Annotated in this window: 20 protein-coding genes; 5 read left to right on the top strand and 15 right to left on the bottom strand. The window is 42.4% G+C overall.

The features are described from left to right. Window positions 1–4: 4 nt before the first annotated feature. From fabF to yceD, 8 genes are all read right to left on the bottom strand, one after another. Window positions 5–1,243 carry a beta-ketoacyl-ACP synthase II gene (fabF, locus tag AX660_RS08200; protein ID WP_068375447.1) on the bottom strand — a complete coding sequence of 413 codons (1,239 nt, stop codon included), beginning with the start codon at window positions 1,241–1,243 and terminating at the stop codon, window positions 5–7. A gap of 74 nt (window positions 1,244–1,317) precedes the next feature. After that, a complete protein-coding gene (acpP, locus tag AX660_RS08195) occupies window positions 1,318–1,557 on the bottom strand; it encodes an acyl carrier protein (RefSeq protein WP_068375444.1) in 240 nt (79 codons plus the stop codon). A gap of 185 nt (window positions 1,558–1,742) precedes the next feature. Next, window positions 1,743–2,480, bottom strand: a complete 738-nt coding sequence (gene fabG, locus AX660_RS08190) for a 3-oxoacyl-ACP reductase FabG (protein ID WP_068376931.1) — start codon at window positions 2,478–2,480, stop codon at window positions 1,743–1,745. A 32-nt stretch (window positions 2,481–2,512) separates the two neighbouring features. Next, entirely contained in the window at window positions 2,513–3,439 is a 927-nt protein-coding gene (gene fabD, locus AX660_RS08185) for an ACP S-malonyltransferase (protein ID WP_068375441.1), read from the bottom strand. 25 nt (window positions 3,440–3,464) lie between these two features. Continuing rightward, a complete protein-coding gene (locus AX660_RS08180; RefSeq protein WP_068375438.1) occupies window positions 3,465–4,424 on the bottom strand; it encodes a beta-ketoacyl-ACP synthase III in 960 nt (319 codons plus the stop codon). A 3-nt stretch (window positions 4,425–4,427) separates the two neighbouring features. Further along, window positions 4,428–5,453 carry a phosphate acyltransferase PlsX gene (gene plsX / locus AX660_RS08175; RefSeq protein WP_068375435.1) on the bottom strand — a complete coding sequence of 342 codons (1,026 nt, stop codon included), beginning with the start codon at window positions 5,451–5,453 and terminating at the stop codon, window positions 4,428–4,430. 18 nt (window positions 5,454–5,471) lie between these two features. Next, entirely contained in the window at window positions 5,472–5,642 is a 171-nt protein-coding gene (rpmF, locus tag AX660_RS08170) for a 50S ribosomal protein L32 (protein ID WP_068375432.1), read from the bottom strand. A 9-nt stretch (window positions 5,643–5,651) separates the two neighbouring features. Next, window positions 5,652–6,179: a 23S rRNA accumulation protein YceD gene (gene yceD, locus AX660_RS08165; RefSeq protein WP_068375429.1), complete on the bottom strand. Its 528-nt coding sequence runs from the start codon at window positions 6,177–6,179 to the stop codon at window positions 5,652–5,654. A 173-nt stretch (window positions 6,180–6,352) separates the two neighbouring features. Here yceD and AX660_RS08160 point away from each other — a divergent pair, with 173 nt between their 5' ends. Continuing rightward, the gene (locus AX660_RS08160) at window positions 6,353–6,949 is read left to right on the top strand and encodes a Maf family protein (protein WP_068375426.1); all 597 of its coding nucleotides are present in this window, start codon (window positions 6,353–6,355) and stop codon (window positions 6,947–6,949) included. 49 nt (window positions 6,950–6,998) lie between these two features. Here AX660_RS08160 and rluC read toward each other — a convergent pair whose 3' ends face one another. Beyond that, window positions 6,999–7,955 (bottom strand): 23S rRNA pseudouridine(955/2504/2580) synthase RluC, encoded by a 957-nt coding sequence (rluC, locus tag AX660_RS08155; RefSeq protein WP_068375423.1) that lies wholly within the window; start codon window positions 7,953–7,955, stop codon window positions 6,999–7,001. A gap of 587 nt (window positions 7,956–8,542) precedes the next feature. On the opposite strand from rluC, the gene rne reads away from it, so the two are divergent. Both rne and AX660_RS08145 read left to right on the top strand, forming a co-directional pair. After that, window positions 8,543–11,536: a ribonuclease E gene (rne, locus tag AX660_RS08150; RefSeq protein WP_068376928.1), complete on the top strand. Its 2,994-nt coding sequence runs from the start codon at window positions 8,543–8,545 to the stop codon at window positions 11,534–11,536. A 172-nt stretch (window positions 11,537–11,708) separates the two neighbouring features. After that, complete coding sequence (locus AX660_RS08145) at window positions 11,709–13,010, top strand: DEAD/DEAH box helicase (protein ID WP_068375420.1); 1,302 nt, start codon at window positions 11,709–11,711, stop codon at window positions 13,008–13,010. 33 nt (window positions 13,011–13,043) lie between these two features. Here the strand turns inward: AX660_RS08145 and AX660_RS08140 are convergent, their stop codons facing one another. From AX660_RS08140 to AX660_RS08120, 5 genes are all read right to left on the bottom strand, one after another. Then, window positions 13,044–14,057 carry a purine-nucleoside phosphorylase gene (locus AX660_RS08140; protein WP_068375416.1) on the bottom strand — a complete coding sequence of 338 codons (1,014 nt, stop codon included), beginning with the start codon at window positions 14,055–14,057 and terminating at the stop codon, window positions 13,044–13,046. A gap of 96 nt (window positions 14,058–14,153) precedes the next feature. Next, window positions 14,154–15,815 carry a SufS family cysteine desulfurase gene (locus tag AX660_RS08135; RefSeq protein ID WP_068375413.1) on the bottom strand — a complete coding sequence of 554 codons (1,662 nt, stop codon included), beginning with the start codon at window positions 15,813–15,815 and terminating at the stop codon, window positions 14,154–14,156. 82 nt (window positions 15,816–15,897) lie between these two features. Further along, window positions 15,898–16,446 carry a DUF6942 family protein gene (locus AX660_RS08130; protein ID WP_068375412.1) on the bottom strand — a complete coding sequence of 183 codons (549 nt, stop codon included), beginning with the start codon at window positions 16,444–16,446 and terminating at the stop codon, window positions 15,898–15,900. Between the two features lie 7 nt (window positions 16,447–16,453). Beyond that, the gene (locus AX660_RS08125) at window positions 16,454–16,855 is read right to left on the bottom strand and encodes a DUF2750 domain-containing protein (protein ID WP_068375409.1); all 402 of its coding nucleotides are present in this window, start codon (window positions 16,853–16,855) and stop codon (window positions 16,454–16,456) included. Between the two features lie 341 nt (window positions 16,856–17,196). Then, on the bottom strand, window positions 17,197–18,330 hold the full coding sequence (locus tag AX660_RS08120) for a patatin-like phospholipase family protein (protein ID WP_068375406.1): 1,134 nt from the start codon (window positions 18,328–18,330) through the stop codon (window positions 17,197–17,199). 197 nt (window positions 18,331–18,527) lie between these two features. On the opposite strand from AX660_RS08120, the gene AX660_RS08115 reads away from it, so the two are divergent. Together AX660_RS08115 and AX660_RS08110 are read left to right on the top strand one after the other, a co-directional pair. Next, the gene (locus AX660_RS08115) at window positions 18,528–19,217 is read left to right on the top strand and encodes a tRNA-uridine aminocarboxypropyltransferase (protein ID WP_068375403.1); all 690 of its coding nucleotides are present in this window, start codon (window positions 18,528–18,530) and stop codon (window positions 19,215–19,217) included. A 238-nt stretch (window positions 19,218–19,455) separates the two neighbouring features. After that, window positions 19,456–20,016, top strand: coding sequence for a hypothetical protein (locus AX660_RS08110; RefSeq protein WP_201027428.1), 561 nt, complete (start codon window positions 19,456–19,458; stop codon window positions 20,014–20,016). A 54-nt stretch (window positions 20,017–20,070) separates the two neighbouring features. Here the strand turns inward: AX660_RS08110 and AX660_RS08105 are convergent, their stop codons facing one another. Beyond that, on the bottom strand, window positions 20,071–20,499 hold the full coding sequence (locus tag AX660_RS08105) for an FKBP-type peptidyl-prolyl cis-trans isomerase (RefSeq protein WP_068375400.1): 429 nt from the start codon (window positions 20,497–20,499) through the stop codon (window positions 20,071–20,073). Window positions 20,500–20,546 lie beyond the last annotated feature (47 nt).

Raw genomic sequence — 20,546 nt, 5'->3', positions numbered from 1 at the left:
TCTTTTAGGCTTTTTTGAATAATAGTGATCCGTTAGTACCACCAAAGCCAAATGAATTACATAGGGCGTAGTCCATTTCTACCTTTCTAGCAGTATGGGCAACAAAATCCAAATCACAGCCTTCACCCGGATTATCTAAATTGATAGTGGGAGGAGCTATCTGATCTTTAAGTGCAAGTATGGTAAAAATTGCCTCAATAGCACCAGCTGCACCAAGTAAATGACCTGTCATGGACTTAGTCGAACTAACTAATAACTTGCTGGCATGAGTGCCAAACACACTTTTTACTGCAGATACTTCGGCAATATCACCCGCTGGTGTAGAAGTTCCATGCGCATTTACATAGGTAATGTCAGCAGGCTGAACCTTAGCATCATTGATTGCATTAACCATAGCAGCGGCAGCACCTTCACCGTTTTCAGGAGGTGAAGTCATATGATAAGCATCACCACTCATGCCAAAACCAACAAGCTCAGCATAAATAGTAGCGCCGCGCTGTTTAGCAAACTCATATTCTTCCAGCATCACCACGCCAGCGCCTTCGCCCATGACAAAACCATCACGATCTTTATCCCAAGGCCGACTGGCTAATTCAGGAGCATCATTGCGAGTCGATAAGGCACGAGCCGCAGCAAAGCCACCTACACCCAATGCACACACAGTGGATTCTGCACCGCCAGCTAACATCGCATCGGCATCACCGTAAGCAATGGTTCTGGCAGCCACACCAATGTTATGCACACCAGTGGTACAGGCAGTAACGATATTAAGATTAGGACCTTTGAGGCCTTCCATGATCGATAAAAAACCAGAGATCATATTGGTTATGGTTGCCGGCACAAAAAATGGTGAAATTTTACGTGGACCGCCTTCTAACAACTTATTATGGTTTTCTTCAATTAAACCTAAACCGCCAATCCCAGAGCCAATAGCAACTCCTACCCGACTGGCATTTTCAAGGGTAATGACTAAACCTGAATGAGCTAGTGCTTGTTTTCCTGCAGCGATACCAAACTGGATAAATTTATCCATTTTTTTGGTTTCTTTTTTAGGAATATACATTTCAACATCAAAATCTTTAACTTCACCTGCAAATTGCGTGGTGAATTCACTGGCATCAAAAGAAGTAATTGGGCCAATGCCACTTTTACCTGCCAGAATATTAGTCCAGGTGGTGCTGACGTCATTTCCCAAAGGAGAGAGCATGCCAAGACCAGTCACAACTACGCGACGTTTAGACACATTGGCCTCCGAACGATAAGATAATAATTGGATAGAAAGAGAAACGGCTCAGAAAGAGCCGTTTTTTGGAACTTTTACGCGTCTTTATGAGCGTTGACGTAATCAATAGCAGATTGAACAGTCGTGATTTTCTCAGCTTCTTCGTCAGGGATTTCAGTATCGAATTCTTCTTCAAGAGCCATAACCAATTCAACTGTATCTAATGAATCCGCCCCTAAATCATCAACAAAAGATGCTTCTGGTTTAACTTCTTCTTCTTTAACGCCCAGTTGCTCAATAATGATTTTTTTAACGCGTTCTTCGATTGTACTCATAATTCTAGTTATCCCTTATAAAGTATCTAGATATAAATTTGCGTGTAGTGTATTCACCAAGTCTGTGGCTTGCAAGCAAGTCACACACTTTTCTGTCTGGTCAAACCACCACGATGCGCAGTCTATTAAACAAAATTTTAACAAGCAAGCTTAGACAATATAAATAATGTCTGTTTGCTTATTTATTAACACATATGCATACCACCATTGACATGCAAGGTTTCGCCGGTGATATAAGCCGCTTCATTACTAGCAAGAAATACCACAGCTGAGGCGATTTCTTCGGGTAAACCTAGGCGGTTTGCCGGGATATCGCTAAAAATTGCAGCTTTTTGCTCGTCTGTTAATGACTTAGTCATATCAGTATCAATAAAACCTGGGGCAACCACGTTAACGGTAATGCCTCGAGATGCAACTTCACGGGCCATGGATTTACTAAAACCTATCACCCCTGCTTTTGCTGCTGCATAGTTTGCTTGTCCAGCATTACCTGTACTGCCAACAACTGAACCGACATTAACTATGCGTCCATTGCGTTTTTTCATCATGCCACGCAACACTGCTTTAGACAGTTTAAATATAGCAGTTAGGTTAGTATCCATAATATCTTGCCATTCGTCGTCTTTCATACGCAGCAATAAATTATCACGAGTAATGCCGGCATTATTGATTAGAATATCAATACCACCATGTTGCTCGGTAATGCTATCCACTAACGTTTGGATTGCCCCTACTTCAGCTACATTTAGCACTTTACCCACACCATTATCAGCTAAATATTCGCTAATAGCTTGAGCACCAGCCTCAGAAGTCGCAGTACCTATAACAGTTGCGCCATTTGCCGCTAATTTTTCAGCAATGGCTCTACCAATACCACGACTCGCTCCGGTTACCAGAGCGATTTTTCCATTTAAATTTGACATAACCATCTCATCATTTTTTAAAACAAAGTTGTTTAAGCTTCTGCTGTCAGAGTAGCTAATGAATTCAATGCCTCGCAGTTGATATTTTTATCAATACGTTTGACCAAACCCGTTAATACTTTACCCGGACCTACCTCATATAATGAACTGACATCATTTTTTGCCAGCTCCAACACAGTTTCAGTCCAGCGTACTGGACTATAAAGCTGTTTCACTAAAGCCAATTTGATGGCTAGAGGATCAGATGGAGTAGCCACATCCACATTATTAACAACCGCGATCATTGGTGCTGAAAACTCAATAGATTCAAGCATAACAGCCAGTTTATCAGCAGCTGGCTGCATTAATGCACAGTGCGAAGGCACACTCACTGCCAAAGGCAAAGCGCGTTTTGCACCTTGTTCTTTACAATAGTCTGCTGCTACTTGAGCTGCTTTAGTGGTACCCGCAATGACTACCTGGCCGGGAGAATTAAAGTTAACCGCAGCGACGACTTCAGATGTTTCTTGTTGCGCTTGTGCACAGCAGGCGATAATTTTATCGTCATCCAAACCAATGATGGCGTACATTGCGCCGGTGCCTGCAGGTACAGCTTGTTGCATAAACTGACCACGAGCTTCTACTAGTTTGATGGCATCAGCAAATTTGATCACACCAGCACAAACCAAGGCAGAGTATTCTCCTAAAGAGTGACCCGCCATATAAGCAGGAAGCTCTCGACCTTGGGCAACTAGTACCTTATACAAGGCGTAACTGGCCGCTAACAATGCAGGTTGAGTAATATGGGTTTGATTTAATTTAACTTCATCTTGTTGCACTACATGCCACAAGTCGTAACCCAATACGTCACTGGCTTGTTGAAATGTTTCTAATATCGACGGAAATTCTGCCGCTAGCTCACCCAACATCCCTAAGGACTGTGAACCTTGGCCTGGGAAAACCCAAGCTTGTTTACTCATAGTATTATCTCAGATTAAAAAAGAATTAATATCTAACTAATGCAGATGCCCAGGCAAAACCACCACCAAAAGCTTCTAATAATAAGGTTTGGCCACGCTTAATTCTGCCATCCCGAATAGCGGTATCAAGGGCAGTAGGAACCGTTGCAGCTGAAGTATTACCATAACTTTCTAAAGTCATAACAACTTGATCAAGTGACATATCTAATTTTTTAGCTGTTGCCTTAATGATCCTGAAATTAGCTTGATGAGGCACTAACCAATCCAAATCAGATTTCTGCATATTGTTAGCAGCTAAGGTTTGCTCAACCACTTCGCTTAATTTGTTTACGGCAACTTTAAATACTTCGTTGCCCTTCATCGAACCCCAGTTTTCATGCACTGACTTTTCATCACCACGAGTTGGATTACCCACTTGCAACAAATCGCCATAGGAACCAGCCGCATTAATATGGGTGGATAGAATGCCTGGCTCTTCACTGGCTTCTATAATGGTTGCACCGGCGGCATCACCAAACAGTATTACCATAGTGCGATCTTCTGGATTAATTAAGCGGCTTAAACAGTCCGTGCCGATAACCAAGATCCTTTTAACCATACCAGTTTTGATATATTGATCCGCCACACTCAAGGCGTAACAATAACCAGCACAAGCAGCGGCGATATCAAAAGCGGGTATTCCATCCAAACCTAGGGCTTTTTGTATTTCACAGGCTGTGCTTGGCAAGGCATAACGGCCACTTGTAGTGGCACAAACAATCATATCGATAGATTTAGGATCGATATTGGCCGCTTCGATGGCTTTTTTACTGGCTTCCACTCCCATAGTTGCAGCAGTTTCATCAGCACCAATGATACGTCTTTCTTTTATTCCTGTGCGGTCAGTGATCCATTCATCTGAAGTATCAACCATAGTGGCCAAATGAGCATTGGTACGTATTTCACTTGGATAATAACTACCCGTGCCAATTATTCTTGAATTCATGTATTAGTGACGCTCCATTAAAACAGCTTCTATCTTATCTTTTATTTTTGTTGGTACCTGCATGTTGACTTCTTTGACTGCTTCTCTAATGGCATACAAAAAAGCCTCTGACGAGGCATTACCGTGGCTTTTTACCACAATTCCGCGCAATCCTATCAGACTCGCCCCATTATACTGGTCGGGGTTCATGCGCAAATAAATGTTGCGCAGTAAAGGTAAAGCGATTTTAGCCAGAATTTTATTCAACCAATTTTGATTAGAGGCTTTTTTAACCTCGTTAATCACCAGCTTAGTGAGGCCTTCACAGGATTTAAGAGCGATATTACCAGCAAAACCATCGGTTACAATTACGTCAGCTTTCTGACTAAAAATATCATTGCCTTCAACATAACCAATGTAATTAAGACTCGCGGTTTCTGACAAAATTCTGTTGGTGGTTTTGACTCGATCATTACCTTTATTTTGCTCGGAACCTACATTTAGCAAGGCCACTTTAGGTCTGTCTATATTGCCTACTAACTCAGCAAGTACTGAGCCCATAACGGCATATTGAAACAATACCTCCGAATCACAATCAACATTAGCGCCTAGGTCCAATAGATACACTTTACCACCATCAACAGTGGGCATCTGGGATATTAATGCTGGACGATCGATACCCGGCAAGGTTTTAAGTACGTGATAAGCCATCGCCAATAAGGCACCAGTATTACCGGCGCTTACACAGGCATCAGCCTGACCTTGCTCAACTAAATCAAGCATGCGACGCATAGACGAGTCTTTTTTGGAACGTAATGCTGTGATCGGTGATTCATCCATTGTCACTGTTTGTTGACAATCGGACAAAATAATTCTGTTTTGGATATGCTTATCTTGTTGGGCGAGCCATGGTTCGAGCACTGTATTAGCGCCACATAGCACAACATAAAGATCGGGATTTTCTGTCAGCGCGCTTAAGGCTGCAGGCAAAATAATATGGGGGCCGAAATCGCCCCCCATAATATCTAACGCTAAGGTTAGATGACGCAAAGTCAATGCTCTTTAAAATTAAAGAGAAATAACTTTTTTGCCTTTATAGTAACCATCAGCGGTCACGTGATGACGAACATGCGTCTCACCTGACGTTGAATCTACTGACAAAGTAGTAGTACCTAACGCATCATGTGAACGACGCATACCACGCTTTGAACGGGATTTTTTACTTTTCTGTACAGCCATTGCTTGCTCCTAGTCTCGCTTAAGTTCTTTCAAAACCGCGAACGGGTTTGGGCGCTCATCGGCCGGTTCAATTACTCCAAAACTCATATTATCCGCTTTAACTTTGCAATCCTCCTCTGCATGAAGGGCTACAATAGGCAAAGATAATATCAGCTCGTCTTCAAACGTCTGAAGTAAGTTGATTTCTCCATGGTCATCGACCTCAACCGGTTCGTAAGCGTCCGGTAACTCATCCCGATCTTCTTTATCAGCACCCTGCACAGGGCTGAAACAAAAAGATACGTTTATTTGATGAGCAAAGACGTCATAACATCTTTGACATAAAAGTGATGCTGAACATGACATGTGGCCATCAAAGTAAGTAAGACCCTGCTCGTCTTTTTTAAACTCAACATCAATATCCACTTCATCAGCAATATCAGCAACTACGTCACGCAGTCTAGACATATCACAAGTTAACATAACGCCCCGATATACGGAACGTTTAGTGGCACTTTTGATAGGGTCTACCTGCTTGGGCAGTTTCACTTTTTGCATAGCGCGCGCATCTTATAGATTGAAAGGGCTTTAGTCAAAGAAAATGTGTATAAAAAGGCTATATACCTAAACAACCTGGAAATGCGAGTTTCAGGTTGTTGGAGCATAGACCTTAAGATTATTATGCCTTTATATAAAAAGTCACGATACAGCCTCATTAAGCTATTTTAATCATGAAAATCATTCTTGCATCAACATCCGTTTATCGCGCCGCGTTGTTACATAAGCTATCTGTGCCTTTTACTTGCCAAGCACCCCACGTGGATGAAAGCGCTGTTGATGGCGAAAGTATTCATCAACAAGTCAAACGCTTGGCCGAGCTTAAAGCCCAAGCAGTAGCGCTATCCTTAACCGAAGGTTATGTCATTGGCTCTGATCAATTAGCAAGTTACGGCAACCTTATATTAGGTAAACCGGGTAATTATCAAAACGCTTTTTCTCAACTAAGCCAGCTGTCAGGACAAAGTATTGTCTTTTATACCGGCCTTTGCCTTATTAATGCAGCAAATGGTCAACAACAAAGCATGGTGGAATGTTTTGAGGTTGAATTTAAACAACTCAGCAACAAACAAATTCAACGTTATCTAGAACTTGAACAACCTTTTGATTGTGCGGGTAGTTTTAAATGTGAAGGGTTGGGCATTGCATTATTTAAGCGCTTAAACGGTAGGGATCCTAATACCTTAGTAGGCCTGCCTTTAATTGCTTTAACTGAGCTGTTTGCCAACTGGCAGATTGATCTGTTTGATTATATGCAAAATAACACTTAATGATAAAAGACCTTCAACGTCTTAAAATAGTTGAAGGTGTTCAAAGGTTTTACTTTTCTGCAGCTAACTTCGTTAAGGCATGTTTAAGTGCATTATCTAAAGGAGCTTGGAAACTCACTCTTTCATTACTATTGGGGTGAATAAAAGATAATGAATGGGCATGTAAGAATAAACGGCTTAAACCCAAACGTTGCATACGACTATCAAAATTATTGTCGCCATATTTATCATCACAGGCGATAGGATGGCCGGCATGTAAACAGTGAACTCGAATTTGATGGGTACGCCCAGTAATAGGTGAAGCTTCAACCAAAGTTGCATCTTGATATTGATTTAAAATGCGAAAACGAGTTTCTGAAGGTTTACCCTCTACTTCGTTTACCGACACCATGCGTTCACCGGATTTCAAAATGTTTTTTATCAGCGGCGCTTTTACTTTAAAGCGGTTTTCTGGCCATACGCCACTCACCAAGGCCTGATAACGTTTATCCACTTGTTTGTCGCGTAATTGTTCATGCAAACTTTTTAATGCTGAACGTTTTTTAGCAATTAACAAACAGCCTGAAGTGTCTCTGTCCAGACGGTGAACCAATTCGAGATTTTTTTGGTCAGGTCGCAAGGCTCTTAGCGCTTCGATAACACCAAAACTTAAACCACTGCCACCATGCACTGCTGTACCCGATGGTTTATTGAGAACAATCAACCATTCGTCTTCAAACAAAATGTGATGTTCTAAACTTGCCACCTTATCCAGTTTAGTGGATGGCAATTCGCTAGCTTCAGACACTCTAATAGGTGGAATGCGCAGCTCATCGTTGGCTAATAATTTGTATTCAGGTTTAACGCGTTTTTTGTTAACGCGAATCTCACCTTTACGCAAAATGCGATAAATAAGGCTTTTAGGCACTCCTTTTAATAAAGTGCGCAAAAAGTTATCGATCCTTTGCCCTTCGAGCTCAGGATCAACAGTGATAAATTGTACTTTGAGAAATGTTTCGTCGTTCATAAGCTACTATTGTACATGAACTTACTATTGTTATGCTCATGATTTTATTCACTTGCTAGTAAGTAGTCTTTAGTGTGATAATGCGCCCGTTTTTAAGTATGTCGTAATATTAGAAACAAACAGATGTATTAACCTGTTCTGTACGCCAAACGACCAATAGTCGTGATTTAGCAATCCATACCAACTGTAAAGTGTGTCACTTTCCATCAGTGTGATTAAACAGAACCCAAACATCAGCGATTTAATTTAACTAGCGATCGCCATAAAGATGTAAAGAATGTAAATGAATTGACAACCCATTTGAATCTCGCCGAATAACACAAGTAAGCTGGTTCGAATGTTAGAATGTTTTAAGAGTAGCTAAAAACAACTTGGATAACTCGCTGCCTCTGATGCCCACACCAATAATTTGGGTAAAAGTGTTTAAAAACAAAGCATTAATAAATAATGACTAAAACACTTAAGCGATTAATAAACTTAAAATACGCATACAGTCGTGAGGCTGCATAACAAAATTGTCACATCACCCTGCACGTCTTTTATCTATTGCGGTCGGTACTTTACCGAGCTAATAAACAATGAAAAGAATGTTAATCAATGCAACCCAGCAAGAAGAGCTGCGCGTTGCACTTGTAGATGGTCAAAAACTTTATGACCTAGATATCGAAAGTCCCGGACACGAGCAAAAAAAATCCAACATATATAAAGGTACTATTACCCGCGTAGAACCCAGCCTAGAAGCTGCTTTTGTTGATTATGGCGCAGACCGTCATGGTTTTTTACCGCTAAAAGAAATTGCCCGTGAATATTTCCCTCAAGGTTATAAATTTGATGGCCGTCCTAATATCAAAGACGTCATCAAAGAAGGCCATCAGGTCATCATCCAAATTGATAAAGAAGAACGTGGTCAAAAAGGCGCAGCCCTGACTACTTTTATCAGTTTAGCGGGTAGTTATTTAGTACTGATGCCAAACAATCCGCGTGCTGGCGGCATTTCTCGTCGGATCGAAGGCGATGAACGTACTGATCTAAAAGACGCTTTAAATGGTTTAGAATTACCTGATGGTATGGGCTTAATCGTCCGTACTGCAGGAGTAGGTAAGTCTCCTGAAGAACTGTCTTACGACCTTGACTATTTAGTTTCTGGTTGGGCACGTATTAAAGAAATCGCTGACTCACGTCCTGCTCCTTTTCTTATCCATCAAGAAAGTGATGTAGTAGTACGTGCTTTGCGTGACTACTTACGTCGTGATATTGGTGAAATTTTAATTGACCAAGCAGACGTACATGAGCGCGCGCTTAAACACGTACAACAGATGCGTCCTGACTTCGCTAATCGTGTAAAACTGTATCGTGGTGAAGTGCCATTGTTCAGCCATTACCAGATTGAAAGCCAGATAGAATCAGCCTTCCAACGCGAAGTGCGTTTGCCATCAGGTGGCTCAATTGTTATTGATCCGACTGAAGCATTAACCTCTATCGATATCAACTCTGCCCGTGCAACTAAAGGTAGTGACATCGAAGAAACCGCTTTTAATACCAACCTTGAAGCCGCGGATGAAGTTGCCAGACAACTACGTTTACGCGACTTAGGTGGTTTAGTAGTTATCGACTTTATCGATATGACTCCAGTACGTCACCAACGTGAAGTAGAAAACCGTCTTAAAGATGCCGTAAAACATGACAGAGCTCGCGTTCAACTTGGACGTATCTCACGTTTTGGTTTGATGGAAATGTCACGTCAGCGTTTACGTCCGTCTTTGGGTGATTCTGCCCATAACGTATGTCCTCGTTGTTCTGGCCATGGCACAGTACGTGGCACTGAATCACTTGCGCTTTCTGTGTTACGTATCATGGAAGAAGAGAGCATTAAAGATAATACTGGTCAAATTGAAGCCCAGTTGCCGGTTAACGTTGCTACTTATTTGTTAAACGAAAAACGTCGCTCTGTGGCCGCTATTGAGAAACGCCACGGTGTACAGTTAATCATTATTCCTAATCCTAAGTTAGAAACGCCTCACTTCAATTTAGTCCGTCGTCGTCCAGATGATATACAACATGAAATGAGCTATAACCTACCCTTGGTTGAAGTCGAAGAAACAGTAGCTGATCGTACAGTTGTAGCACCAATTACCCGCGAACAACCGGCTTTACAAAGCCTAGTTTCGCCTGACAAACCGAGCAATACCCCTGCCGTCACGGCGGATAAAACCGAAGCCAGCAGTGAATCATTATTAGCTAAAGTATCTAAGTGGTTGAGTGGTTTATTCAAAACTACTGAGCAGACTGAAGTTCCTGCTAAAAATACTCATAGTCGCAATCAAGGTCAGCGCAATAACCGCAACAACCGTAATGAGCGTGGTCGCGGTAAACAGTTTGATCGCAAAGATCGTAACGAACGCGGTGAGCAAGCAGACAAGCCTGAAAGAGATACTAATACTCAGCCTAATCGTAATGAACGTAAGCCTAGACGTGATGATAAGCGTAATAAGCCACGTCGCGAAGAAACCTCTAACGTTTCAGCCGTTGATAAGGTAGTAGAGCCGCAAGCTGACAACAAGCCAAGTCAGCCGGTGAAAAAAGAGCATGTAGCTGAAAGACGTAAACGTCGTGATAATCGTCGAAGTGTGCGTGTTGAAGCAGATAAACCGCAGGATACAACCGCAACTAAAGTCGCTCAGGCCGATAAAAAGCCAGATACTGAAAAAGCGGTAAGGGTTAATGCCGAATCGACGAACAGTGTTGTTGAACAAACAGCGGTTATTGAGACGGCAGCGGTAGCCACTCAGGCAGTAGTTGTTGAAAACAGTGAAAAATCGACAACTGCGACAGTTGCTGACGCCAGCGCAGAAATCAGCAATGACAACTTAGCTGCAACAACTGAAACTGAAAATTCAGCAACAGATGCAGAAGATGGTAATACCCGTGCCCGTAGTCGTCGTTCTCCGCGCCATATTCGTGCAGCCGGACAGAAACGTCGTAAAGACAACGAAGATAAAAATGCGGTAGAAGCAACAAGCGCGGAGCCTGTTGTGAAACAAGACGAGTTACAGTTTGATGCACCAGCGGCACAAACTACAAGCGAATCAGCACAGCCAGCGGTTGTCGCAGAATCGTCATCAGCTGCTGAACCAGCGCAAGTTTCACTTGAACTAGCCGCAGAGCCAGTAGCAGCAAAACAATCCGCAGAAGTAGTCACTGAAGCAGCACCTAAAGCAGTAGAGCCTGCCGTTGTAGCAGATGTAGCTGTCGAAGCACCTGTAGTGGCAGCAACTCAACCACAAGCTGAAGTAGTAGCTGACGTTATTGTTGAAGCTGTTAATAAAATAGTGCCAGAGCCTAAAGCTAAAGCGGCGGCAAAACCTGCACCCGTTGCTGCAACACCTGCAGCAAAACGTGTAGTAGCTTCTGCACCAATGGCAAGACCTGTCGCGATTGAAGAAGAGTTTACTGAAGTTAACATTTCTTCAGTTGCCAATACGGCCAGAGCCGCTATAAAAATATCGGGTAAAACCGCTACTTTTAGCAGTGCAGCTCAAGCTGTTGCTGCGCCAGCAACCCGCCCTACTTCTGACAATTAATAATTGACCTTAAATAAAACCGCAAATGTTCAGGCATTTGCGGTTTTTTATGACTATTGTCCTATATACCGTTGCAGGTATTGCCACACGACAATATCCAACTCACTTTTTAGCACTTAGCGCAGCAGCGCTGCTTGTTTGATATTTACCCTATTTATACTGAGATAATTCTATGAGTTTTGCCGAATTAGGCCTTTCACCTGAAATACTTTCTGCCGTACTAGCCAAAGGCTATGACACCCCCTCGCCCATACAACTACAAGCCATACCTGCCGTATTGCAAGGTAAAGATGTGATGGCGGCGGCACAAACAGGAACCGGCAAAACGGCCGGATTTACCTTACCTATTCTGCAATTATTAAGTAAAGGTAAACCAGCGTCTCCCAATCAAGCCAGAGCCCTAATTTTAACGCCCACTCGTGAACTTGCTGCCCAGGTAGGCGAAAGTGTGGCTGCCTATGGCAAAGACTTACCCTTGCGCTCTGCGATAGTTTTTGGCGGAGTGGGTATCAATCCACAAATGTTAAAACTACGCAAAGGCGTGGATGTATTAATTGCGACCCCCGGCCGTTTGTTGGATCTGTATAATCAAAATGCGGTGAAATTTAATCAGCTTGAAATCCTGGTATTAGATGAAGCGGATCGTATGTTGGATATGGGTTTTATTCACGACATCAAAAAAATCATAAAATTACTGCCTACTAAACGTCAAACCCTGATGTTTTCGGCAACATTTTCTGACGATATTCGTAAGTTAGCCCAAGGTTTAGTGCAAAACCCAACCCAAATATCGGTATCACCTGCCAATACTACAGTTGAATCAGTGGAACAGTGGGTCTATCCAGTAGATAAAACCCAAAAAACCAACATGTTAGTTAAACTCATTAAAGAGCAAAACTGGCAACAAGTCTTAGTCTTCAGTCGCACTAAACATGGCGCTAACCGCATTGTTAAACAGCTCGAAGGCAAAAACATCTCTGCTGCGGCAATCCATGGTAATAAAAGCCAAGGTGCTCGTACTAAAGCATTAGCTGACTTTAAACAAGGTAAGGTTGTGGCTTTAGTTGCTACTGATATTGCCGCTCGTGGTTTGGATATTGACCAACTACCGCAAGTTGTGAACTATGATTTACCTAATGTGTCGGAAGATTATGTGCATCGCATTGGTCGCACAGGTCGTGCAGGCGCCAGTGGCCAAGCCATTTCTTTTGTGGCGAGTGATGAATTTGGTTTATTGGCAGATATTGAAAGATTCACGAAACAAGTGATAAAACGTCAAACGTTAGCGGGATTTGAGCCAGTTAATGCGCTACCTGAATCACGTTTAGACACACGCCCAATCAAACCCAATAAACCGAAAAGACCAAAACCCGATCATAGAGATGGCCAACGTTCTGGCGAAAATCGCGCGGGTCATCAAGCCAAACGGCCACAACGCCCTGCCCGTCAACCACATAAAACATCACAATCTTAAGTAATAATCGTCATCCTAAATGGGATGACGACCTTATCTTTGAGTTAAAGCGGGGATGTTCTGTTGCCAGAGATCCCAATGTTTGACGATATGATCCACCAATGCTCCCCCAACAATCACTATGTTTTCCACCGTTTCAGCAAATCCACCCGCCGTTTGGCCAGGAGCTGGATCAAGATGTTCTAAGGTTGTTTCATTAGGATTACCCTGATCAAAATTTACCGCCCCACGTAAACTTACCATACGTTGCACGCCCACAGTCCTGTTCAGTACTTGAGCGATTGCGGCAGCTTCCATTTCAGTGATCATATAATCATCAGCTTGATACGACTGAGCAATATATTGCGCTTCTTGTGATAAGCCAGGGCCATGAAAAAAGGTATCTCCCGTCATATGAGTGCCGCTGGTTACTTTAGGTAAACGCCGTGCCGCCGCTTGAGGATAACGCTGCCGATAGGTTTGTGCTGCAGGAGAATCTTTTAGGCTTTGCCCTTGACTCAAGGCCATGGCCCATTTGACTAAAGCGGGATTGAGCTGATAACGGCGGATGCTTTCATAGCCTTTGCGTGGCATAAAAGTAGGTTTACCTTGCAGCCCTTCTTCTGGTTTCCAGCGATGTCCTAGATCATAGTCCAGCACCCAAGTTGCCCAGTTCACATCTCCAATAGTTCCTTTAGCAGGAGGTGTGCCTCCTACCCCACTGATAATAAAATAGCTTTGGCTCATATCAAACTGAGCGTTTAACACAATAGCCTGCATGGACGCAGCAGAGCCCACTTTGCCCATGCCTAACACGGAGCCACAAATACCGTTTTTATTGCAATAGACTGGATTTAAAGCGCCTTTTACCGCAATCGCCTGGCTATTACTGAAATAACGCTCATACCAAAATTGAAACTCCCCCGCCTTATCACCCGCGTTTGCACCAATTTCAAACATCGCGGCGATAAATACTTTGACTTTAATGGGCGACTCTTGCGCCTGACTTACTAAGGGAAAACTTAAGCAGAGCAAGGCCAGATAAGCACTCAAGGTTATTCGGTACATTTCAATTCTCCAAAATTTGTGATTGAGCTAAACACCAAAAGCGCTATGCCAGACCATTAAGGTTAAAACTGCAAGGTATGTACCAAGGTAAGTCTGTTAGATAAGATGAGTTTCGCAAAAATGATTGATTTTTTCCACCACAGCCATTAAACCATTACCCCGTGATTGACTTAAATGGTGAGCTAATCCCAAGTCTGCCAAATACTCATTAAGCTTAAACTGCATTATTTGCTCAGGTGTTTGCTCTACTAAGACTTCGAAAATAATCGCCAGCAACCCCCTCACTATTTTACTCGGTGAATCACCTTGTAAACTGAGCTGGTTATTGTGTAACTCACACTTAAGCCAAACCTGACTTTCACAGCCAAAAACCTGATACTCAGCGCTTTTTAACGTATCTGGCAAACGACCCAAATCTCTGCCAGCCAACATGATCTGACGATACACTTGATCCCAGCCTCGTGCGGCTTTTATCTGGCTAGCCAGTGGCTTAACTGTAGTAGTTTCACTGACATTGATTGGTTCGAACGCCCCACTTTTTACTTGCATTGGCGTAGTGCTTAACTGTGTAATCGCTGATTTTAAGGCCTGCAGAAAATAATCAATTTCGTCAAAGGTGTTATAACAGGCCAGCGACACTCTTAAAGTACCCTCAATGCCGAGTGTTTGCATCAGTGGCATGGCACAATGATGCCCAGCGCGAATCGCAATATTTTGCTGGTTTAACAAAATCACCAGATCCTGCTGGCTTAATCCTTCAACAGTAAAAGACTGCACAGCCACACTGTTGTCAACTTCTCCCCATAAACGCAGCCCAGAGATCTGTGACAGACCATTAATTAAGTAGCGATAGAGTTGATTTTCTATGTCATCAATTACATCTCGATGCTCATGCATAAAATTCAGCGCAGCACCTAAGCCCATCACACCGGCAATATTGGGTGTGCCAGCCTCATATTTATAGGGTAAGGTTTGAAATGAACTGTGCTGATAACTGACGTGTTCGATCATTTCACCGCCAAACTGATAAGGCGGCAGACTTTCTAATAAAGTTTGTTTGCCATACAACACGCCAATGCCAGTCGGACCATACATTTTATGGCCACTAAAGACATAAAAATCACAGCCTAAGTCCTGTACATTAACTTTTAGATGCGCCACAGCCTGAGCGCCATCAACCAAGGTTAAGGCTCCAACGGTTTTGGCTTTAGCAATAATGGCTGCTATTGGATTTATATTACCCAAGGCATTAGATACCTGGGCAATCGCCACCAGCGCAGTGTTTGTATTGATCAAACGTAAAGCCTGATTAAGTTCTAATCTGCCCTGTTTATCGACAGGCATGATTTTTAAACTAAGAGAAAAACGTTGAGCCACCTGCTGCCAAGGCACCAAATTAGCATGATGTTCTAAGCCTGATACCAATAATTCACTGCCAGGCTTAAGCTGCTGGGCCGTTAAACAGGCAGCCACTAAGTTGATACTTTCGGTTGTACCTTTGGTCCAAATAATTTCTTTGCTGTTCGCAGCACCGATAAACTGCTGCACTTGTTTACGAACCGCTTCAAACTGCGCAGTGGTGTGTGCCGCCATTTGATGGCTGGAGCGATGTACGTTGCTATTTTCAGCAGTATAGAATTCTGTCGTTCTATCAATCACCGACTGAGGTTTGTGGCTTGTTGCCGCACTATCGAGATACACAACAGGGTTTGCTTGAGTGAATTGCGGAAACAAAGCCCTCAGGGGATTTTCAATCATAAATTCAAATTGATCTTATTTTTAATAAAGGCAATTGTTGTCAAACTGCGGCAGATAGGCAAGGGTTTATACCCAAACAACCTTAAGATGTAGGATTCAGCTTGCTTGGGTATATCTGTTTAAGTAAATCCACTAAACGGATAATTTTTATATTAGACAACTGCCGATAATCAAAATAGGGGCAGACAATCAATTGATGATCAACATCAATAGCAAACTCCTTATCCAACCATTGCATACTGGTAGGTAGTTTTAAACTACTAGCGTAAGTTCGCCCCATCACAATATGAATATTATTATGCTTGGCTGGTGTCGGCTGATAGCCACTAAAAACCAAGGCAGTATTAGAATCAGCTTGCAGCAAACGCTTATCTCGATACACCTGCCAACTTGCAAATTCACGACAATACAAGCTAGTTGGCAGTTCGTCGTTAAGGGCAAACAGCAGCTTGGCATAAACGTTAAAGACCTTACGCCAGCCGTTACCACAAGCCTGCCCTACCGCGGCAATCTCCCCTAACTGCAAGGCACTAACAGCATCTTGAGCTTGGACAAAAACAAAAGACGGACGATTAGCCATATAAACGCGTATTTGAGCTTGTTTATCGCCTAAACCAATAAATCCCGACATACAGGGCTTATTCTTCTGGTTTATGCTCGGCTAAATCTTCTTCTATACACGTCAGCATTTCTTCTGCTTCTAACATGATCCCTTCTTCGTCATCTCCCAAAGGAAAGACTAATATCAGCGTATTGTTATTTTTCATGCCAGGTAACCAAGTATTAAACCATTCGCTAAACTCAATTTGTTTAGGCTGACAATCAGGAAAATCATTTTTAACCCAAGCAGTAGCAAATTCATGATGAGGCCAAATGGGGATACAACTGTCATCATCCGCCTTAAGCATGACCCAACCATCTTTGCCATACAGGCCCCACAAATATTGTTTTTCAATCATTTGTGCCAAGGCATAATCAAAACGTTGTTCTGGCAGCATTTTATTTAAAGCTAAAAACTCTTCGGCTGATACTTCATTCATAGCTAATTCCTATTTCTATTTCCTAATAGTGCCTGTTTAAGGCACTTCGCATCCTGTGAACTCACTGAAGCAGTAGCATTGTCACGTGTTAATATAAGTCAACTCAAGGTACTAGGTTAAACATACATTTCGATTAAAACGGCGCACTTTTGCGGTTTATTTCAGCAATATGCAGCATGTTTGACAAAAGGCGGCGCAAATTACACCAAATTCGCTAAGGTATCAAATCCGATTGTTATTGTTCGATAACAGTCATCGGTAGATTTTTATCGGCTGTTTTATGGACTTCTGCAATATCACATACATAGCCAGAGCAATTGTAAAGTCAAAGTCTATCAAAACTACAATTCACATACTCCTACAAACTGGCGTATTTCCTCTGCTTGAGCCATGGCATCTTCATAGCCACTATTAATCAAAGCCTGACAATAATGTTTTTCAAACAGAATGTAACTGGCCAAACTGGAACCACCACCCTTTTTATTAGCACCAATCATTGACAGTAAAAAGCGCATAGATCTGGGCAAATCACGAGCATAATCTGTTGCTAGCTGATCAAATTTAACTTTAGGTTTAATGACCAGCAACTCAACAGGACGAATTTGCATCTCTACTTGCTGTTCAACACTAAGGTAACTAGCCAACTTATTAAACCGCTCTAACATCTGCACATCTTCTTCTAAGGCATCAATAAACGCACTGTTGAGTAAATTACCTAACACCTGAGCAATAGTGGGCGAATGTTCGGTAACTGTGCGTTCATCCACCGTTTCAGATGTCCCACTCACACCGATCACTAATAGTTTGTCAGCGCCCAAATGCAAGGCAGAACTCATGGGCGCAGATTGGCGTAACGCACCGTCACCAAAATACTCCCGATTGATCGGTACCGCCGGAAATAAAGCGGGCAAGGCTAAAGATGCCATTAAATGTTTGTGTTCTAGTATGGTTTTAGCGCCAATACGCCGACTACGCCGCCAAAACTTTAGGCTCTCGTGGCCCTGAAAAAAACTGATGTTTTGCCCAGACGAATATCCTAAAGCACTGATCGACAAGGCATGCAGATGTTCTTGATGGATCATTTTATCGAGCCTGGCAATATCGATGCTGCGTTTGAGCAAATTATATAAAGGCTGGTTGTTAAACAGAGAAAGTGATTCGCCTTTAGCAATACCACTATGAAAAAACGACATCACTATCTTTAAGATACTTTTTATGATGTCAAAATAACCCACCTTATGGATTTGGTCCGAGCTTAAGTTCGACCAAATATCTTCCAAACCTTTTATGGCAGAGTGAAAATCGTCGGCCTCGGTCGCCACTTTTGCCGCATTAATGGCGCCAGATGAAGTGCCACATATAATTTGAAAAGGATTAACATCAGAACGTGGTAACAGTTGAGCAATGGCTTTTAACACTCCTACCTGATACGCACCACGTGCGCCACCACCAGATAATATTAGAGCTGTTTTCATGGTTCCCTCTTTTTATGCTCTTCAGCAAAATAGACTTCAGCAAAATCGATGTACTTCGAACCGAAATGACACTTTAAGCTTTTGTTATATAACAATATAAAATTAGCTGACTGATTACCATCATATCCTTAATTAGCTTAAAGCCAAAAGCGTCATTTTAAGGTAATCTAACGCCCCTTAATTCAGAGTAGTTAAACTTGCCACATCCTAATTCTGTCCTTATTTTAAGGGCAACAGAGCTCGCTAAATCAACCCGATCTTTTAATGCTCGAGGAACGAAAGTCGTTCGTTGTGAACATTGTTTAGTACCCAAAAGCGAATGCATCTGCCAACACCGCCCCCACATTAGCAGTCACAGTGCGATGTGTTTTATTATGTATCAAGGGGAATGCTTTAAGCCAAGCAATACTGGGCGAATCATTGCCGATGTCGTTAAAGATAATCATGCCTTTTTATGGCAACGTACCGAGTTTGATCCTCAATTACTGGCCTTACTAAACGATCCCCAATACGCACCTATAGTGGTTTTTCCTCAGCAATATGCCGAAGAATCACGTTGTATTACGACACAAACTGCGTTAAATACCCTAACTCAAGGTAAAAAACCTTTATTTGTGATGTTAGACGGCACTTGGCGCGAAGCTAAAAAAATGTTTAAAAGTGCCTATCTAGCGCAATTTCCAGTTCTTGGTATTCAGCCAATTAGTGGTTCAAATTATCAATTAAGGGAAGCTGCGCACTTACATCAGCTGTGCACCGCTGAAGTCGCGATTGAAATATTAAAAATGGTTGACGACAATATTGCCGCTACTGCACTTGAGGAATATTTCAGTCTTTTTCGACAAGCCTATATTGTGCACAAACCCCATTTAAAACTCATAAAATAAATACCACTATTTAATTGTCATGCCGATTAGATGCAATGAGCAATTAAGCATTTTAATTAGCACAATTGTCTATCAAGGACTAGGCTTTAGGTTCGAATTGACATTTCAATTCGTCATCAAGGCAGCTGCACTTGCATATTAATTTAAAATCGTCGTTTAAATGTTAAACCCCACAAGTATTAAAGGATGAGGAGGACTATGGCATTGACGCTCAATCAAAAATGAAAAGGTAATTTATATGAAAATAAAACAAAGTCCTCCCCTATTGTGGACGCTTTTTGTAATCAACATTTGTCTAAGCTCCAACATTTATGCCGCAGAAAAAGAATCAGCCAACAGTAAAATTAAGCGAGCAATGTCCGCTGCCCCTGAGGATATTTCAGCAGCGGCAACTATTATGGACGTAGATGGAACTATATTACGTAAAGGTAGTAATGCCTGGACATGCTTGCCTGGTATAGGGCTTATTCCTGGTGATAAACATCCAATGTGCAATGACAAGGTTTGGATGAAATGGATGCATGCAGCCAAGAATGGTAGTGAATTTTCAACCGATGTTATTGGTGTTTCTTATATGATGCAGGGCGATGCTTTGGTGAATAACGATAACCCAGCAGCGACCGATCCTAACGACGGTGGTGTATGGATACAAGAAGGTCCACATTTGATGATGTTAATGCCATCCGTAGACATGCTGGTTGGATTACCTCGCGATCCATATGCAGGAGGACCATACGTGATGTGGGACAACACACCTCTGGTGCACATCATGGTACCTATAGAAGCAAAGACTAAATAAAAGTGTTTGGGTTAGGTTAAAGTCCAAACCAAACCCTATTTTTAGCAGCAAACATTAAACTATGTCGACTAAACGCACATCAAACTGCAATACGGCATTAGGCCCTATCTTGTTACCTACTCCACGTTTCCCCCACGCTAATTCTGGTGGTACGACAAATTCGTACCGTGCGCCTAATGACATTAACAATAAGCCCTCTTGCAAACCGGCTATTGCTTCTTTGACACTAAAACGGTCAGCAATGCCCGTTTTGTAAGTATCGGCGATGACACTGCCATCAAAATTCAGAATACGTTGATGTACTAATACTTCACTTTGAAGATTGGGTGAAGCGCCTTCGCCTAAGTCAATCACTCGGTACAACAAACCACTGGCACATTGCAGTACATCGGTTTTATTGCGGTATTTATCGATAAAAGCCTCACTGCCTTTACGGTTTTGCCCCTTTGACCCCTTATTTAATTTTATTTGTCCTTTGGCCATGTATTCCTCATTTTAATTCCAACACTGACTTGCCGTTCACTAGCTTA

Source organism: Paraglaciecola hydrolytica (assembly GCF_001565895.1).
GTDB lineage: Bacteria > Pseudomonadota > Gammaproteobacteria > Enterobacterales > Alteromonadaceae > Paraglaciecola > Paraglaciecola hydrolytica.
This window is presented reverse-complemented; position numbering and strand designations above follow the sequence as displayed.

What these genes read in the sequence shown, in the direction of transcription:
- acpP (WP_068375444.1), bottom strand. Translation starts at nt 1,557, where the DNA reads ATGAGTACAATCGAAGAACGCGTTAAAAAAATCATTATTGAGCAACTG.
- fabG (WP_068376931.1), bottom strand. Translation starts at nt 2,480, where the DNA reads ATGTCAAATTTAAATGGAAAAATCGCTCTGGTAACCGGAGCGAGTCGT.
- fabD (WP_068375441.1), bottom strand. Translation starts at nt 3,439, where the DNA reads ATGAGTAAACAAGCTTGGGTTTTCCCAGGCCAAGGTTCACAGTCCTTA.
- AX660_RS08180 (WP_068375438.1), bottom strand. Translation starts at nt 4,424, where the DNA reads ATGAATTCAAGAATAATTGGCACGGGTAGTTATTATCCAAGTGAAATA.
- rpmF (WP_068375432.1), bottom strand. Translation starts at nt 5,642, where the DNA reads ATGGCTGTACAGAAAAGTAAAAAATCCCGTTCAAAGCGTGGTATGCGT.
- yceD (WP_068375429.1), bottom strand. Translation starts at nt 6,179, where the DNA reads ATGCAAAAAGTGAAACTGCCCAAGCAGGTAGACCCTATCAAAAGTGCC.
- AX660_RS08160 (WP_068375426.1), top strand. Translation starts at nt 6,353, where the DNA reads ATGAAAATCATTCTTGCATCAACATCCGTTTATCGCGCCGCGTTGTTA.
- rluC (WP_068375423.1), bottom strand. Translation starts at nt 7,955, where the DNA reads ATGAACGACGAAACATTTCTCAAAGTACAATTTATCACTGTTGATCCT.
- rne (WP_068376928.1), top strand. Translation starts at nt 8,543, where the DNA reads ATGTTAATCAATGCAACCCAGCAAGAAGAGCTGCGCGTTGCACTTGTA.
- AX660_RS08145 (WP_068375420.1), top strand. Translation starts at nt 11,709, where the DNA reads ATGAGTTTTGCCGAATTAGGCCTTTCACCTGAAATACTTTCTGCCGTA.
- AX660_RS08140 (WP_068375416.1), bottom strand. Translation starts at nt 14,057, where the DNA reads ATGTACCGAATAACCTTGAGTGCTTATCTGGCCTTGCTCTGCTTAAGT.
- AX660_RS08135 (WP_068375413.1), bottom strand. Translation starts at nt 15,815, where the DNA reads ATGATTGAAAATCCCCTGAGGGCTTTGTTTCCGCAATTCACTCAAGCA.
- AX660_RS08130 (WP_068375412.1), bottom strand. Translation starts at nt 16,446, where the DNA reads ATGTCGGGATTTATTGGTTTAGGCGATAAACAAGCTCAAATACGCGTT.
- AX660_RS08125 (WP_068375409.1), bottom strand. Translation starts at nt 16,855, where the DNA reads ATGAATGAAGTATCAGCCGAAGAGTTTTTAGCTTTAAATAAAATGCTG.
- AX660_RS08120 (WP_068375406.1), bottom strand. Translation starts at nt 18,330, where the DNA reads ATGAAAACAGCTCTAATATTATCTGGTGGTGGCGCACGTGGTGCGTAT.
- AX660_RS08110 (WP_201027428.1), top strand. Translation starts at nt 19,456, where the DNA reads ATGAAAATAAAACAAAGTCCTCCCCTATTGTGGACGCTTTTTGTAATC.
- AX660_RS08105 (WP_068375400.1), bottom strand. Translation starts at nt 20,499, where the DNA reads ATGGCCAAAGGACAAATAAAATTAAATAAGGGGTCAAAGGGGCAAAAC.